This window comes from Prochlorococcus sp. MIT 1327 (genome assembly GCF_047304785.1).
GTDB classification, from domain to species: domain Bacteria; phylum Cyanobacteriota; class Cyanobacteriia; order PCC-6307; family Cyanobiaceae; genus Prochlorococcus; species Prochlorococcus marinus_D.
In genome coordinates this window covers 1,484,896-1,500,702 of the sequence record NZ_CP138972.1, presented here as the reverse complement: position 1 = coordinate 1,500,702, position 15,807 = coordinate 1,484,896, and the positions used below count along the sequence as shown (strand labels likewise).

General features: G+C 47.0%; 17 protein-coding genes and 1 tRNA gene. 15 read left to right on the top strand and 3 right to left on the bottom strand.

Annotation, left to right across the window (positions count from 1 at the left end; translation table 11 throughout):
• Window positions 1-144 precede the first annotated feature (144 nt).
• From pstC to pstB, 3 genes are all read left to right on the top strand, one after another.
• On the top strand, window positions 145-1,098 hold the full coding sequence (gene pstC, locus SIB80_RS07360; RefSeq protein ID WP_011130080.1) for a phosphate ABC transporter permease subunit PstC: 954 nt from the start codon (window positions 145-147) through the stop codon (window positions 1,096-1,098).
• Window position 1,099: 1 nt separating this feature from the next.
• Window positions 1,100-2,020 carry a phosphate ABC transporter permease PstA gene (pstA, locus tag SIB80_RS07355; protein ID WP_063420201.1) on the top strand — a complete coding sequence of 307 codons (921 nt, stop codon included), beginning with the start codon at window positions 1,100-1,102 and terminating at the stop codon, window positions 2,018-2,020.
• A gap of 68 nt (window positions 2,021-2,088) precedes the next feature.
• Window positions 2,089-2,907, top strand: a complete 819-nt coding sequence (gene pstB / locus SIB80_RS07350; protein ID WP_063420200.1) for a phosphate ABC transporter ATP-binding protein PstB — start codon at window positions 2,089-2,091, stop codon at window positions 2,905-2,907.
• 342 nt (window positions 2,908-3,249) lie between these two features.
• Here pstB and SIB80_RS07345 read toward each other — a convergent pair.
• Window positions 3,250-3,336, bottom strand: a tRNA-Ser gene (locus tag SIB80_RS07345).
• 238 nt (window positions 3,337-3,574) lie between these two features.
• Here SIB80_RS07345 and SIB80_RS07340 point away from each other — a divergent pair.
• From SIB80_RS07340 to SIB80_RS07300, 9 genes are all read left to right on the top strand, one after another.
• Window positions 3,575-4,462 carry an inositol monophosphatase family protein gene (locus SIB80_RS07340; protein ID WP_063420199.1) on the top strand — a complete coding sequence of 296 codons (888 nt, stop codon included), beginning with the start codon at window positions 3,575-3,577 and terminating at the stop codon, window positions 4,460-4,462.
• Window positions 4,463-4,484: 22 nt separating this feature from the next.
• Complete coding sequence (locus tag SIB80_RS07335; RefSeq protein ID WP_063420198.1) at window positions 4,485-5,663, top strand: ATP phosphoribosyltransferase regulatory subunit; 1,179 nt, start codon at window positions 4,485-4,487, stop codon at window positions 5,661-5,663.
• Window positions 5,664-5,698: 35 nt separating this feature from the next.
• Window positions 5,699-5,923: an indolepyruvate ferredoxin oxidoreductase subunit alpha gene (locus SIB80_RS07330; RefSeq protein ID WP_011826161.1), complete on the top strand. Its 225-nt coding sequence runs from the start codon at window positions 5,699-5,701 to the stop codon at window positions 5,921-5,923.
• Between the two features lie 90 nt (window positions 5,924-6,013).
• Entirely contained in the window at window positions 6,014-7,924 is a 1,911-nt protein-coding gene (htpG, locus tag SIB80_RS07325; RefSeq protein ID WP_063420197.1) for a molecular chaperone HtpG, read from the top strand.
• A 66-nt stretch (window positions 7,925-7,990) separates the two neighbouring features.
• Window positions 7,991-8,227 (top strand): 50S ribosomal protein L28, encoded by a 237-nt coding sequence (gene rpmB, locus SIB80_RS07320; RefSeq protein WP_011130073.1) that lies wholly within the window; start codon window positions 7,991-7,993, stop codon window positions 8,225-8,227.
• 197 nt (window positions 8,228-8,424) lie between these two features.
• Entirely contained in the window at window positions 8,425-9,693 is a 1,269-nt protein-coding gene (locus tag SIB80_RS07315) for an ABC transporter substrate-binding protein (RefSeq protein ID WP_063420196.1), read from the top strand.
• Entirely contained in the window at window positions 9,690-10,556 is an 867-nt protein-coding gene (locus tag SIB80_RS07310; RefSeq protein ID WP_063420195.1) for a carbohydrate ABC transporter permease, read from the top strand. The genes SIB80_RS07315 and SIB80_RS07310 overlap by 4 nt, the downstream gene beginning before the upstream one ends.
• Window positions 10,553-11,371: a carbohydrate ABC transporter permease gene (locus tag SIB80_RS07305; RefSeq protein WP_063420194.1), complete on the top strand. Its 819-nt coding sequence runs from the start codon at window positions 10,553-10,555 to the stop codon at window positions 11,369-11,371. Before SIB80_RS07310 ends, SIB80_RS07305 begins: the two co-directional genes overlap by 4 nt.
• Entirely contained in the window at window positions 11,368-12,336 is a 969-nt protein-coding gene (locus SIB80_RS07300; RefSeq protein ID WP_063420193.1) for an ABC transporter ATP-binding protein, read from the top strand. Before SIB80_RS07305 ends, SIB80_RS07300 begins: the two co-directional genes overlap by 4 nt.
• A gap of 128 nt (window positions 12,337-12,464) precedes the next feature.
• Here the strand turns inward: SIB80_RS07300 and csaB are convergent, their stop codons facing one another.
• A complete protein-coding gene (csaB, locus tag SIB80_RS07295) occupies window positions 12,465-13,529 on the bottom strand; it encodes a polysaccharide pyruvyl transferase CsaB (protein WP_063420192.1) in 1,065 nt (354 codons plus the stop codon).
• 72 nt (window positions 13,530-13,601) lie between these two features.
• On the opposite strand from csaB, the gene SIB80_RS07290 reads away from it, so the two are divergent.
• The 3 genes from SIB80_RS07290 to psaK all read left to right on the top strand — a co-directional run bounded on the left by SIB80_RS07290 (window position 13,602) and on the right by psaK (window position 14,568).
• Window positions 13,602-13,904 (top strand): DUF2499 domain-containing protein, encoded by a 303-nt coding sequence (locus SIB80_RS07290; RefSeq protein ID WP_063400473.1) that lies wholly within the window; start codon window positions 13,602-13,604, stop codon window positions 13,902-13,904.
• Window positions 13,901-14,239, top strand: a complete 339-nt coding sequence (locus tag SIB80_RS07285) for a DUF3593 domain-containing protein (RefSeq protein WP_063420191.1) — start codon at window positions 13,901-13,903, stop codon at window positions 14,237-14,239. The genes SIB80_RS07290 and SIB80_RS07285 overlap by 4 nt, the downstream gene beginning before the upstream one ends.
• A gap of 68 nt (window positions 14,240-14,307) precedes the next feature.
• The gene (gene psaK, locus SIB80_RS07280) at window positions 14,308-14,568 is read left to right on the top strand and encodes a photosystem I reaction center subunit PsaK (RefSeq protein ID WP_011130065.1); all 261 of its coding nucleotides are present in this window, start codon (window positions 14,308-14,310) and stop codon (window positions 14,566-14,568) included.
• 21 nt (window positions 14,569-14,589) lie between these two features.
• Here the strand turns inward: psaK and SIB80_RS07275 are convergent, their stop codons facing one another.
• Window positions 14,590-15,807, bottom strand: a complete 1,218-nt coding sequence (locus SIB80_RS07275; protein WP_063420190.1) for an NAD(P)/FAD-dependent oxidoreductase — start codon at window positions 15,805-15,807, stop codon at window positions 14,590-14,592.

Genomic DNA, 15,807 nt, shown 5'->3' with positions numbered 1-15,807 from the left:
CGCGTTTACTGAAGCTCCAAGGTAACGGCGAAAAGCACCCTAAACCAAGCCTTTTGAGCAATGTGGATGGCGGCCTGTTAATGGCCTGTTAATGCAAAAGCACCCCTCTCAGGATTAGGTTTCTTATGTCTGTATTGCAGTGGTATGCCAACTGGTGTGCAGAAGGAGCTGTACGTGCTCAGAAGACGTCCAGCTTATGAAAAATTCGTCGACAGCAGCTTTAGAACTATCGCCATATCAATGGCATCGATGGTTGCACTGATACTTGTAGCGATCCTGATCGTTGTCTTTTGGGGGTCACTTGAATCGATGGGGCGCTACGGGTGGAAATTTCTAGTGACATCAAATTGGAACCCTGTTGATGATGAGTACGGAGTGTTAACCGCCATCTATGGAACAGCGGTAACCTCATTGCTTTCACTATTAATTGCTATACCTCTAGGTGTTGGAACAGCCATTTTTATAACCGAAAGCTTCATACCTACAAGAGCTAAAAACATCATTGGAGTAATGATTGAACTACTAGCGGCCATTCCATCTGTGGTACTTGGCCTATGGGCAATCTTTGTAATGGAGCCATTCCTAAGACCCTTGCTATCTTTCCTGTATATATATTTTGGCTGGATTCCTTTTTTTAGTACTCAGCCAATGGGGCCTGGAATGACCCCAGCGATCCTGATCCTTGTTGTGATGATACTGCCTATTATTACAGCTATTTCGAGAGATTCACTCAATCAAGTACCAATTAGCCTGCGTCAAGCAGCTTATGGCGTTGGAGCAACCCGCTGGAGCACGATCATTAATGTCATTCTACCAGCGGCAATTTCGGGCATTGCTGGAGGCGTACTACTCGCTCTGGGAAGAGCGATGGGTGAAACAATGGCAGTAACAATGATTATTGGAAATTCCAATAATTTTAGCTGGTCATTGCTTGGACCAGGCAACACAATCGCCGCGATGCTAGCCAATCAGTTTGGAGAAGCAGATGGAACTCAGGTCTCATCACTTTATTATGCTGCATTTATTCTTATGGTGATAACGCTTGCGGTAAATATCGTTTCACAATGGATGGTCAAACGACTCAGTCTTAAGTACTAACATGAAATCAATCACTAGCGAAGCAACCTCAATAAGCGGGGATTCATCCTCCAATCTTTACTACAAGCCAGGCTTAAGACGAAATAGAATTAATACAATTTTTACACTATTATCGGGATTGTTTTCATTTGTAGCCATTCTACCACTAATTCTTGTCATAGCCTATGTAATTTTCAAAGGAGCAACCAGATTAAGTATCTCTCTTTTTACTATGCTTCCGCCTCCCCCAGGACTCGATGGTGGAGGCATTGGCAATGCCATCTTGGGAACTATTATTGTGACTTGCATAGCCGGAATGATCGCTATACCTGTTGGAGTTGGTGGAGGTATCTATCTAGCCGAATATTCACGTGAAGGAGCATTCTCTAGATTTATTCGATTTGGCACCAATGTTCTTTCAGGTGTTCCTTCTATTATCACTGGTGTCTTTGTCTACGATATAATTGTCTCTTCACGGGTCATTCTTGGCAGTTCATACAGTGCCATAGCTGGCGGAGTAGCACTCTCAATCCTGATGTTGCCAACAGTGATAAAAACCACTGATGAGGGTCTAAAACTGGTACCAGACAATCTACGCAAAGGTGCACTTGGAGTAGGCGCCTCTAAATTTGTAACCATTACCCACATCACATTGCCAATGGCATTTACTCCAATCGCTACAGGAGTCGTTCTTTCAGTTGCTCGAGCAGCTGGTGAAACAGCACCATTGATATTTACAGCACTCTTTTCATATTTTTGGCCTAGTGGTTCAGATGCTTTCTTCAATCCAATCGCGACACTTTCGGTTTTAATTTATAATTTTTCAACTCAACCCTATCAAGTCCAGAATGAATTGGCTTGGGCAGCTTCATTTATTCTTGTAGTATTTATTCTCGCGATGAATATCCTTTCACGCTGGATTGGCCACTTAACCTCAAAATGAGTCACCTACACAAGACTATTTCTATCTTGACGAGTGAATTGCCTTCATTGTTAATCGCGCGCTGATCCATGACAGCCACTTCCTCTCCACTGCCAAAGCAGATTTCAACTGATCCCTGCATATCACTTCAGAACGTCACTATAAGTTACAATGAATTTGAAGCTGTAAGACATGTTTACTGCGAGATACCCCGTGGCAAAATTACAGCTTTAATCGGACCCTCTGGATGTGGTAAATCAACAATTCTGCGATCTCTAAATCGCATGAATGACTTAATAGAAGGATGTTCTCTTACAGGTCGAGTGATGTTTGATGGAGACGACTTGTATTCCCCAAATATCGATCCAGTTGAGGTTCGCAGACGCATCGGAATGGTATTTCAGCAACCCAATCCATTCCCTAAAAGTATCTATGAAAATATTGCATTTGGAGCAAGAATTAATGGATATAAAGGTGATATGAATGATCTTGTTGAACGCTCACTTCGTCAAGCAGCTGTATGGGATGAATGCAAGGATAAGCTTAAGGAGAGTGGCTGCTCTCTATCGGGTGGCCAACAACAAAGGCTATGCATAGCACGAACAATCGCTATTGAACCAGAAGTCATTTTAATGGATGAACCCTGCTCAGCTCTTGATCCTATTTCTACACTTAAAATTGAAGAGACAATGCATGAGTTAAAAAATAGATTTACCATTGTAATCGTCACTCATAATATGCAACAGGCTGTTCGAGTTAGTGATTTTACAGCTTTCTTCAATGCTGAGGCACAAGAAGGTGGATCAGGAAAAGTTGGTTATCTTGTTGAGTTCAATGAAACAGATAAAATCTTCCATTCACCTGCTCAGGAAGCTACTCAGAATTATATTTCCGGCCGTTTTGGTTGAAGGGGTGATGGTATTTTTAAAGATACAAAGTTTATAGTTTGCTTTGAAGTGGCAAGTGATAGCTATCATCTAATCTCTAGAACCAAATAAAATTAAAAACTTTTTTAATAGAAGGCATAAATACCAAAGTCGCACGACGTCGATTACCTAATTTTGGCGGCCCGTGCATAAACGCCTTAGTCTTCGTGCCGACAAGCTTCGCATAAAAACCAAAAAACCATTCATACACAACGAGATGGCATCAGACGGATGACAGCTCGAAAATGCTCGAAAATGACTGCTATAAGAGCGTTCCAAAAGGAAGCCCATACCGAATCAGACGGTATAAGACTTCCTTTGAAACGGAGAGGGAGGGATTCGAACCCTCGATAGAGTTGCCCCTATACAGCATTTCCAGTGCTGCGCCTTCGACCACTCGGCCACCTCTCCAGCGGCTTTCTGGCCCTCGTGAATGTAGCAGGGCTCTCCAGTTGACCCATACATGACACCAAAACACAGAATCCCAGTCCACTAGCGACAAAGGAGATGGCTTAACTTTGTGAGCACAAAGCAATCACTCCACTGGAAACGGAAACGCAGGATCAAGACACGCTCTATGGACTGAGGTTCAAAGGGTCATTCAATCTACAAATTCCAGATGGCATACCAAATTGATGGGTAGTGAAGCTTGAAACCTCTGAACTGTTCCCTTGCTGCTGAGCAAGCTGGCTTGAACGATGAAGATCTGGCGCGCCTTGCAGCGGTAGCGCGTAAGGCCTCTGAATGTGGTGGTGCCATTTTGATGCACCACTATGGACATCTTGAAAGCATTGAAAGCAAGGGGCGAACTGGCGATCTTGTCACCAATGCAGATCTAGCCGCTGAGAAGTGTGTACTCGAATTTCTCCAGCAGGAAACTCCTAATATTGCCGTTCTCGCAGAAGAAAGCGGATCATTTTCTGGCCAAGGCTCGCTTTGTTGGTGTGTTGACCCACTAGATGGAACAACCAATTTCGCTCATGGCTATCCGTTCTTCGCTACCTCGATTGGCCTCACTTGGCGGCAAACACCAATCCTTGGTGCCATAGCTGTGCCTTTCCTTGAAGAGATCTACTGGGCAGCCCCAAGCCTGGGTGCTTTTTGCAATCAAAAACCGATTAAGGTTTCATCATGCAAAAGCCTGGTTGATTCCTTGCTTGTGACCGGTTTTGCTTATGACAGGCAAAACCGCTTAGACAACAACTACGCAGAATTCTGCTGGTTGACACACCGAACACGTGGCGTGCGACGTGGTGGTGCAGCAGCAGTGGACATGGCTTTTGTGGCTGCTGGACGACTCGATGGTTATTGGGAACGCGGTCTTGCTCCATGGGATCTCGCTGCTGGAGTAGCTCTGGTTGAGCTAGCTGGAGGGAAGGTGACTGATTACCGCGGTGACACATTTGATCTGAATAGTGGCAGGGTGCTGGCCTGTCCGCCTGGAATGCAGAAACTGCTTGTTGATCAACTCAGCAAAGTAAACCCCCTTGAAGCAGATTCATTTGGCGCTCCCGAACTCAGGGGCATGGGATCCTGAAGTCACTCCGAGAAAATCAGGGATGGCCCTGCAACCGGCAGCGGGTGCTCGCGATCTGAACCCCCAGCAGGTCGAGCTAAACCAAAAACTAAGCCAGCGACTTGCCGAGGTTTATCGGCTATGGGGTTACGACGAAGTCTCTCCTCCAAGGGTCGAGCGACTCGAAACCTTGAAAGCTGGTGGTGCTATTGCCAGTCAGGACATCGTGCGATTGGTGGCCGATGAACCCCTTGGTCTACGACCAGAGATGACAGCATCAATCGCCCGCGCCGCTTGTACAAGGCTTAGACAAAGACCTCGTCCCTTGAGGCTATGGGCTGCAGGAACAATTTTTGAAAGCCGTACTGCTGATGAAGGAAGCCTTTGCATCGAAGAAAACCTTCAAAGCGGTGTAGAGCTCTTCGGAGTCGAACCAATCAATGCGGAAATGGAGCTTCTTTCCCTGCTGTTTTCAGCAGTGGAGACTCTCGAACTGAGTAAACAACACCAGCCTCGTTTACTCGTTGGCCACACAGCATTAATGGATCTCATCACGCTGCCATTTCAAAACGATCTACGCGAAAAAATAAGAACAGCATTGATCCACTACGACCGCCTTGCTCTTGAAAACCTGCAACTGCCGAATGATCAATTCGAGCGCCTCCTCCATCACTTGGAGTGCCGTGGTGAACCCCTAGACGTGCTCGAACGCTTATCAGGCCTTTTTGGAACTCAGCAAGCACTCAATAACCTGCAAAGGCTATTTGAGCAGATGGGTCCACTGGCAGCTGATCAGGGGATTGACCTGCAACTGGATCCAACCTTTCAGCCCCATTTTGAGCTCTACACCGGGCTGGTGTTTCAGTTGGTATGTCAAAGCGATGCTGCACCTGTCGTGATTGCTCGTGGGGGGCGTTACGACAACCTTGTAGCTCGTTGCGGTGCCAAAGGGCTTCAAGCAGCAGGGGTGGGCTTTAGTTTCGCGATAGACGATATTCGTGAACTGCTTACCAAGGAGATCAAAGCGTCTGAAGCTGTGAAATCAACCCTTGTTGCCTACGGCGACCAAGCAACGCTTGAACATGCACTCAAGCGTCAGCGTCACTGGCACAAACAGGGTCAGCGTGCCGTTGTTGAACTTGAAGCCTGTCGCGATCGTGAAGAAGCCTTGAACCGTCTAGCAGATCGAGGCTGTAGCACACTGGACTGGTTAGATCATTAGGATCTCGAGAATCTCGTCGTCCGATCTGCAAGGCCATGCCACACAGCATCGTGACAGAAATTTGTGAAGGGGTTGCTGACTGTGCGCAGGCATGCCCTGTCGGCTGCATTCAGCCTGGTCAAGGCAAAAACGACAAAGGAAGAAATTTCTACTTGATTAATTTCGACATCTGCATTGATTGCGGTATCTGCCTCCAGGTCTGCCCCGTAGAAGGAGCTGTCCTTCCCGAGGAGCGACGTGACCTACAGCGAAGCAGCTGAATTAATCACTAGGTACGGTCACCCCACCTAAAAACAGCTTGAGAACTGAGACAAAGACTACCTAAGGTCAAATCCTAAACAGTGAAACCAATGACTGTGCTGGAAGAAGGTCAAATCCAGATTCACACCGAGAATATTTTCCCGATCATTAAGAAAGCCGTTTATTCCGGCCACGAGGTTTTCTTGAGGGAGCTAGTCAGCAATGGCGTCGATGCAATAAGCAAAAGACGTATGGCAGCCATAGCAGGTGACTGCAGTGAAGGTGAAGAAGGAGTGATTGATATCAAGATTGACCGAGAAGCAAAGACGCTCACTATTTCTGACAACGGAATCGGTATGACAACCGATGAAGTTAAGAAGTACATTAATCAGGTTGCCTTCTCAAGTGCAGAAGACTTCCTTGAAAAATACAAGCAGGAAAGTGACGGAATTATTGGTCATTTTGGACTAGGTTTTTATTCTTCTTTCATGGTATCTAAACATGTAGAGCTAGTCACAAAGTCTGCTTGTTCCGAGAGTAAAGCTATTCGTTGGAGTTGTGATGGCTCGCCAAGATTTAACATCCAAGAGGCCGAACGCAATGAAGCAGGAACCGATGTCATCCTTCATCTAATGGATGAAGAGTTGGAATACATCGAGCCAAGTCGAATCCGTACTCTGATCACAAAATACTGTGACTTTATGCCTATTGAGGTGAAACTCGAAGGCGAGTCAATTAATAAGCGAAATCCACTTTGGAGGCGCAACCCAAGAGAAATCACTGATCAAGAGTATATCGAACTCTATAATTATCTATATCCATTCCAAGGTGATCCTCTTCTATGGGTACACCTAAATACTGATTACCCCTATAACCTTCAAGGTATTCTCTATTTCCCTCGAATTGGTGGTCGCGCAGATTGGGAAAAAGGTGAGATAAAACTCTACTGCAATCAAGTATTTGTCAGTGATTCAATTAAAGAAGTAGTACCACACTACCTCCTTCCGCTAAGAGGTGTGATCGACTCACCTGACATTCCACTTAATGTCAGTCGTAGCGCATTACAAACAGACAGACGTGTTAGATCTATTGGCAATTTTGTTGCAAAGAAAGTTGCCGATCGCCTGCGAGGATTAAAGGCGGAACAACCTCTTTTTTATGCTGAAGCATGGGATGCATTAGCACCCTTCGTCAAAATAGGATCAATGGAAGATGAGAAGTTTGCTGATCAAGTTGCCGATCTAATCATGTTTGGTACGACTGCTCACGCTTCAACAGAAAAAGATGGGGCCACTCCAGATCCAATTCCTTGTGGGGAAAAAGCCTTTACTACACTGAGTGGATACCAAAGTCGTCTGAGTACAGAAGCAAACAATCGCATTCTTTACTGCACCGATGAAGTGGCCCAAGCGAGTGCCCTCAGCCTATGGACATCACAGGGTGCTGAAATTCTTAAAACCGAAACGTTTATAGACAGCCAATTCCTCCCATGGCTTGAAGCTCGTCATAACGACCTCCGATTCCAGCGCGTTGATGCCGAACTGGATGACACTCTTAAAGACGACAAACCTGAACTAACTGATCAGGAAGGAGAGACCAAGTCTGAAAGCTTGAGAACTCTAATGAAGCAAGCACTAAATAATGACAAGGTGACCATACAAGTACAAGCACTTAAGGGAGATAACGCACCTCCAGCAATGATTTTGCTGCCAGAACAGATGCGACGTATGAACGACCTTGGAGCTCTCATGGATCAAAGGCTGCCAGGTCTTCCCGAGCATCATGTCCTTCTTGTCAATCGTCGTCATCCACTTGTCGAAGGACTTTTGAAACTCAAATCTGGATCCGTGCTGGTCAGCACTTCAGGTGTGTCTCCAACCGAAACCTTGGCACAAGGCTTAGCCCGTCACCTATACGACATGGCTCGCCTGGGTGTAGGAGGTTTGGAGCCCAATGAACTTGCTGGATTCCAAAGCCGTAGCGCAGTGTTAATGGGACAGCTGATGGATCGAGCTTTTTAAAGGAGGGGAGGATTTGATAAAATCCTTTTTTGGGTTCAGCGCCCTAGCTCTGTAGAGGATCAAGAAATGTCCCGGGTGTGTCAGCTCACTGGAACTCGCGCCAACAACGGCATGGCTGTGAGCCATTCCCACATCCGCACAAAGAAGCTGCAACAGGCCAACCTGCAGCAGCGGCGCCTCTGGTGGGCTGAAGGGAACCGTTGGTTGAAACTACGTGTAAGCACCCGTGCACTCAAAACCATCCAAAAAAAGGGTCTCGGTGTCTATGCCAAATCATTAGGGATTGACCTGAACAAGATCTAATCACTAAATAATTCAGCAAACTAGTTACCATCAAGATGCTGGGGCATGGCATTAACTTGTCTGAAATTGCTAAGCATGCATAGAAGTACAGAAAATAAAATTGTAACGACGATTACTACTGTCGACTCATACACAGTCAAAGATTTTGTAGAAGAGCAAATGAAAAGTTTGGTTGATAAAATAGAAGCTAAGCAGCCATGAAGAGAAGGACATTTTGGAAAATATCTCTTCTGTTCTCTTTGACCAGTGTTGCACTATTTGCAAGCTGGGCCCTGTGCACTCGCCCTGTGCAGATCAACATCTTGATGCCAGCTCCATTTGCTGAGTCAACAACTGATCTGGTCCAACAATTCAACAAAGAGCATCACGGCAGAATCCAACTTCAGGTGACTCGAGGTCCACTTGAAACAGAAGCCGTATCGGATTTAGCCATCAGCAGTCTACTTTTAGGCAAAAGTCCATTCGATGCACTTTTAATTGATGTAACTTGGTTGCCGAAATACGCCGCAGCAGGATGGCTTATTCCCTTGGATCCATGGATCGATCAACAACAGATTGATTCCATTGCTCCGGGGGCAATGCTTGGAAATAATTTCGACGGGAAACTGTATCGATGGCCTCTTGTGGCTGACATGGGATTGCTTTATTGGCGGACTGATTTGATCAGCGAACCACCGCGTACCCCTGAGGAACTCATTAAAGTTAGTCTTAAACTCCAAAAAGAAGGCCGTGTTGCTAATGGCTATGTCTGGCAAGGCCGTCAATATGAAGGCCTAAGTTGTGTATTTCTAGAAGTTCTTGACGGATTTGGAGGGCAATGGCTTGAACCCGAAACCGATAATGTTGGCCTCGACAGCTCCGCAAGTCTTAAGGCTGCAAGTTGGTTGCGTGAACTGATTAGCAGTGGAGTGAGCCCCGAAGCAGTGATTAACTATGCCGAAAATGAAGCTCTTCAAGCCTTTAAGGCTGGAGATGTTGCGCTAATGCGTAACTGGCCTTATGCATGGGGAGAACTTCAGAAGCCTAACAGCGATGTTAGAGGCAATGTTGGCATAACCACGATGGTTGCTTCCGCTGGCAATCGATCCACATCAACCCTAGGCAGCTGGGGCTTATCGATCCTCAGGAGTTCATCGAACCCTCAAGCAGCAGCAGAGGCAATTGCCTTCCTCACTTCAACATCTGCACAAAAGACACTGTTCTTGAACGAAAGTTATACGCCAACCAAAGCTGAACTATTCAAAGACCCAGAGCTGCTCTCAAAGTCACAAATTCTTCCGGAGCTTGCTAAAGCTCTAGAAAGCACTGATGAACGTCCATCAACTCCTCTTTATGCACAGATTAGTGATGTATTACAACGAAATCTTAGCTCGATTTTAACAGGCCAATCAAGCGTTAGTGATGCAATGGCCAACGCCCAAGCAAACACCGAGATGATTCTTATGGCGGCAAGAGAAACTAAATGATCCAATTGCTTCTATTGCCAGCAGCTCTATTAATTGCCTTGGTCTTTGGTATTCCGCTACTGCGTTATTCCTGGTTGAGCTTCCATGCTGATTCAGTCCTCACAGGCTTAGTTGCGATTCCAAATCATGGTGCGAATTGGCTTCGTCTACTGCACGACCAACGCTTCTGGCAGGACACCTATCAGACAGCCCGCTTCGCAACCGTTTCAGTCAGCCTAGAACTATTACTTGCTATAGCGATAGCCCTCTTACTCGATCAGCGTTGGCGTGGTCGAGGTGTAGTAAGGGCCATCAGTTTGCTCCCATGGGCACTGCCAACGACTGTAATGGCTCTTGGCTGGCGTTGGATCTTTAATACACCTTACGGCCCTATTGAACAATTCGTAGAACTGATTGGACTACAACCTCTAAACATCCTTTCGAATCCATATATCACCTGGCTGGCCACGGTTGTTGGTGATGTATGGAAGACCACGCCATTTGCTGCTCTGATTCTTTTGGCTGGCTTGCAAACTATTCCCAATGATCTTTACGAAGCTTTCTATCTCGAAGGTGGCCATCCACGAGCCGCACTATTTCAGATCACCATGCCGCTCTTGCAACCTTATTTACTCCTTAGTCTTTTATTTCGCCTGGCGCAGGCCTTCGGCGTTTTCGACTTGATTCAGGTGATGACTGGTGGGGGTCCGGCAGGAAGCACGGAAAGCCTTGCTTTATATGCTTATTTAAACGCAATGCGATTCCTCGATTTTGGCTATAGCGCCACCGTAATGATCAGCGGTTTTCTTCTACTTGTTATTGCCTGTCTGCTTGTTTGGCTGATCATCAAACAGTCCAGCCATTGGCGAGAGGCAATGAAATGATTCGTCAGCGAAATCTTTGGATCATTGTTCTCCTGCTTTGGTCTTTAGCGCCTCTGCTTTGGCAGCTCTATACATCTTTTTGCACCCATGAAGCTCTTCTACAACCATTGGCTGAGCATAATCAGCGTTGGACACTTGACAACTATCGCCAGGTATTGACAGCCAACCCTCCCTTCTGGCGTTATCTATTGAACAGTATCATCGTTGGCATTGGCTCAACAGGATTAACCCTACTGATAGCCATTCCAGCCGCCTATTCTCTTTCAAAAGTCTCGCAGAATGTTGCCAGAACGGCCAAATTTATGCTGCTTGGTGCGGCTCTATTTCCATATGTTCTGCTTTTTTTGGCGTTATTAGAACTTGCAAGGAGTTTCAACCTCGGGAACAATTTGCTTGCGCTCAGTTTTCCCTACGCTGGCTTGTCGATGCCCTTGGCTGTGTTGCTGCTTTTATCAGCCTTCCGCGATCTACCTTCTGAACTAGAAGAAGCCGCGAGGCTTGAGGGTTTGGACTTATGGCAGAGATTGCGCTGGGTATTAATTCCCCTAATAGGTCCTGCAACCGCTAGCACTGCCATCTTGGTCTTTCTCTTCTCCTGGAACGAATATCCAATCGCATTGACCTGGATTAGTAGAGCTGATCTCCTCACACTTCCTGTTGCCATAGCAAGAATTGCAGGTTCATCGGTCTATTCAATTCCCTATGGCGCTTATGCAGCTGCCACCGTTCTAGGTGCTCTACCACTCTTTTTACTCGTGCTCATTTTTCAGCGACAGATCGTTTCCGGTCTGACACAGGGAGCGATTAAAGGATGAATCTTGTTCTACAAAACATCGGTCGTCGTTTCGGTAGAAACTGGATTGTTCGTCATCTAGACCTTGAAGTGGGCGAGGGTGAATGCCTTGCCCTACTTGGCCCAAGTGGATGTGGCAAGAGCACCACTCTCAGGCTGATAGCTGGACTCGACCAGCCCAACGAAGGTTCGATCACTATCGCTGGCGAGGATGTCACGACGGTGTCCCCTGTTGACCGACGCATCGGCATGGTGTTTCAGAGCTATGCATTATTTCCCCATCTCACAGTTTTCGCCAATCTTGCACTTGGTCTTCAGGTTCGTGGGATAGCCGCCAGTGATCGCAAGCAACGAGTGGAATCTGTTCTGGCATTAATGCAATTAGAGGATCTTGCAGAGCGACATCCGGCAGAACTCTCAGGTGGTCAACGTCAAAGAGTGGCCCTCGCCAGAGCTCTGCTCAGAGATCCTCTGGTGTATTTACTTGATGAGCCAATGAGCAATTTGGATGCTCAACTGCGCGAAGATCTGCGACCTCAGCTACGCAATTTGATTCTTCAAGGCAGTCAGCCAGTCATCTACGTCACACACGATCAACATGAAGCAATGGCCATGGCACATCGAATTGCCGTAATGCGAGATGGAAAGATAGAGCAAATAGGTACTCCCCAAGAGCTCTACCACAATCCATTATCACTCTTTGTGGCCAGCTTTATAGGACGCCCCCAGATCAACCTTCTGCCAGCTGAATCAGGCATTATCAAAGCAATTCGACCAGAACATCTTCAACTAAGTTCAGAAGGGATTGCTTGCCGTCTTGTCTACAGGGAGTGGCTGGGAACATCCCAATTGCTCATTCTTGAGAGCAACAGAGGTCCTCTAAGGATGCTTTGCGCTAGCGAGATCGCAATTCCTGAGACCATAAAGCTCAATTGGTCCCCAGAAAAAGAACAGCATTTCAATGCTATATCAGGAGAAAGATGCTGACAATAGTTTAAAATAAACATTTGTAAATTTAATTCGAAAAGAATATCACGAATTGCATTGATCAATAAAGTTCAAATGTCATTGCTATGTTTAACAATAATCAAAGAAGTGAAACTGAAACTTGAAGGTTAATCAAAGACCCTGTCTATTATCTTACTGTGTTGAGAAGCTTTTTTGCGGATTGCTTCGATCTTTCCAAGGTTAGGAGGAACATCTAAGACCTGCCTCCATAGTCCAGCAAGCAAACGAATGTCAGGCAACGATTGCAAATCAGTAAAGGGCACATTTGCCATCAAAGCTGCAGATGAGACCTTCGGGTCGTAGCTGAGTGCCACTGTGGGACTACCAGCCAATTGGGCCAGAATTAGTGCATGCAGTCGCATGGGGAGCACCAATCTGGCCATCGTGAACTGATTCATAACCTCTGTTGGTGAATCAAATGCAAAGGAATGACTTCTTGATCTCAAGCTGGAACTGATCAATCCTTGTCTATCTAGTGTTCGGAATAGCTCGTCATCCTGACGTTGATGAAAAGCAAGCCAATGAACTGGAGCATCAATATCTCTAAGGATCATCTCAAGGGCTTGGAGCAAATGCTGCCAGCCAAAGCGATCAAGCATTGAGGTGGAACGCCAACAGAGCACAACTGCTTGGCCACCCTCCCAGCTCCTAGAGGGAAGCTGCCAAACTGGATCTGGTGCCATCAGCATCGGAGAGGGTAGGCACCATTGCTGAGCAAGTTCAAAAGAGTCTGGATCTCTCCAGCTGATCGCCTGCACCCTGCGTAAGACTCTCCTAACCATCCATCGACTTAAGCGATAACGGAATGGCCCCAGGCCCTGCCCCCAAAGCACAACAGGAACGCCACGTTGTTGGGCTATCACAATCAAGATCAAGTAGTAGATCAGGCTCTTAAAACTCGTGCTGTCCTGCAGCAAGCTGCCACCACCAAGAATCAAACCCTGAACTTGAAAAAGTGCCCTAATGCTCCCCAGCAATGAGCGTCGGTTTATGACTTGAGCCTTCGGAGCTAAACCCTTAATCACATTTGAATCATTTGCCGTGATCCAAGGCTGCAAACGTGAGGGAAGCTCCTGAAGTAAAACCTGCAAAAGAGCATCATCGCCAAGGTTGTGCTCGCCGTAGTAGCCGCATAACAGCACTGCCTTGCTTTGCTTTGCCTGAACTGCCATAGCCAAGCAATAGCTGCATCAAACATTAACGGCGACCAAGCCTCCCTAGGCTGCTGCCATCGAGCGAATCACGTGCACGCCCTATCTCTAGGCACATGGTGGATCCACCTCGCATCCTTGTTCGAATGGATGCTTGCGATTGTGCTGGTGGTGCAATGGGGGAAAAGGAACCAAAACAGGGCAATGTCATGGTTGGCTCTAGCAATGCTCCCCAACTTGGTGAGTGCAATGACAGCCATCACCTGGCATATTTTTGACAACAGCAAAGCCCTTAGTGGAATTGTTGTGCTCCAAGCGTGGCTGACTCTGATTGGCAACTGCTGTTTGGCCGCAGCCACCTGGAATTTGGTGCGTTCAGAACGACAGAAATCATGATTTTTGCCACTTCTACTGAGATTCTGAACTCCCTCATTGAGATGGACCCAGGTCCTCTATATGGCCTTTCTTTAATTCCCTATCTCGGTTTCCTGCGGTGGGCTCAACAGAGCAAGAGCTTGCCACGACTATCCATCTGGGGATTCCGGCTTACTCTTCTTTTTGTGTTTATGACAATCATTTTTTCGATCCTGGCTGATCAAATTTATGGACTTGAGCTGGTTGAAGTTGATGCTTTCCATGGGGCGGCAGAAGCCTTTCTAGTGCTAAGCGATGCCCTCGTGGTTTTGGGATTTATTCGTGCTGGCCAGCAACAGGTGGTGAAAAACTCTTAAGAGGTATGGCTTGTATGCCAAGAACTCCTATCAATGTCGGACAATAAGGCGTCGCTTCCACGGTCTAAATGTTCACGCACCTCCTGGCTGCAGCTGCTCCTTCCACATTCACCTGGTCGCCTGCGGTGGGCATGGTGATGATCGCTTGCAACGTGCTCGCATTTGTCATTGCTAAGGCCAACATCGAACACCAAAATGAAGGCTTCGACATGCCTAATAACAAATTCTATGGAGGCATGAGCCACGCCTCCGTTGTCGGATCCCAATGCTTAGGCCACATCCTTGGCATGGGCACAATCCTCGGATTAGCTTCACGCGGCGTTCTCTGAACAGCACTAGGGCTGGCGAATTCATCGCCAGCCCATTAAATAAGGAAGAAGACGGAGTCCGTAGCGCTCAAAGCGGTATTCGAACAACAATCGGCTCAGATCTTCAGCGCTGACTCGCATTGACAGCCCATTAATCAAACCTGACAAGCGTCGATCGCCTTTTTGATCGCACAAACCCCACCATGTTCGCTTTGCCAAGCGACCTGAAAGATTCCAGCGCCAACCCAAACGAAGACGCAGGAGCCGTTCAAATTGCATCAAGACCATGTTGTCTTTGTCTTGATTTGAACTGGATGGATGACAGCAGGCTTCAACAAGCAAAGGAGTAAGCACCTCTGCACTAACGAGAGCATGACGGATGCCTTCTCCGCCAAGCAAATTGGCAGTACTAATAGCGTCGCCAACTCCAACAATCCTGCCAACAACGTGAGCTTCACTGCGCCTTAAGCTGCTGCGCAAGATTCCGCCATGTCTATCGATAACTGGTAGCTGATCAAGCTGGTTCTTGACAAGCAGGCGGTTCAAGATGCTGCTCATCGGTTCGAGGCACTCCTTCAGTGGAGGAGGCAGACGGCAAACTCCTACCTTCAACTGATTACCAGCCATGGGAAAAATCCAGCCATAACCATGTTGAATCCACTGGCATCCCAAAAAAAAACAAACCCGGTCACGCCAGTGAGCTGTTGTTTTTTGATCACCCTGCAGGATCCACTCAACGCCAGCACCTTCAAGCATGCAATCGGTATCAGAAAACTTGGATCCTGCAGTTGAACCCAATAAAAGGCGGCGATGACCTGTGGCATCTACCACCCAGCTCACTCTCCTTGTTTGACACAAGCCATTTGGACCAATCAATTCAACGTTTGCGCCGTCATTGACCGTAAGAACGGAATGAACTCTCCAACCCAATAAAAATTCAACACCTGCTTCTATAGCTTGCTGCCAGAGCTGGTGACGTAGCGAGCCGAAGTTGAGAACCACACCAAGGTCATCTTGAGACCACCATTGATGTTGAATTCCATCTGGATCCACCAATTGCCAGCCATTCCAATGGCTGGCAATTGCTTCAGCAGGAATGCAGAGATCAGACACCGCCTGGATAGGGATGGCAGCACTAGAAAAAGCATTTTGATTGGCTTCTCTTAAGCGTTCAACAAGAGTTACCGCAATCCCCTGGCTAGCAAGTCGTTGTGCAAGCCGAGCCCCTGCTGGCCCTGCACCTGCCACCAAAACAGTCAA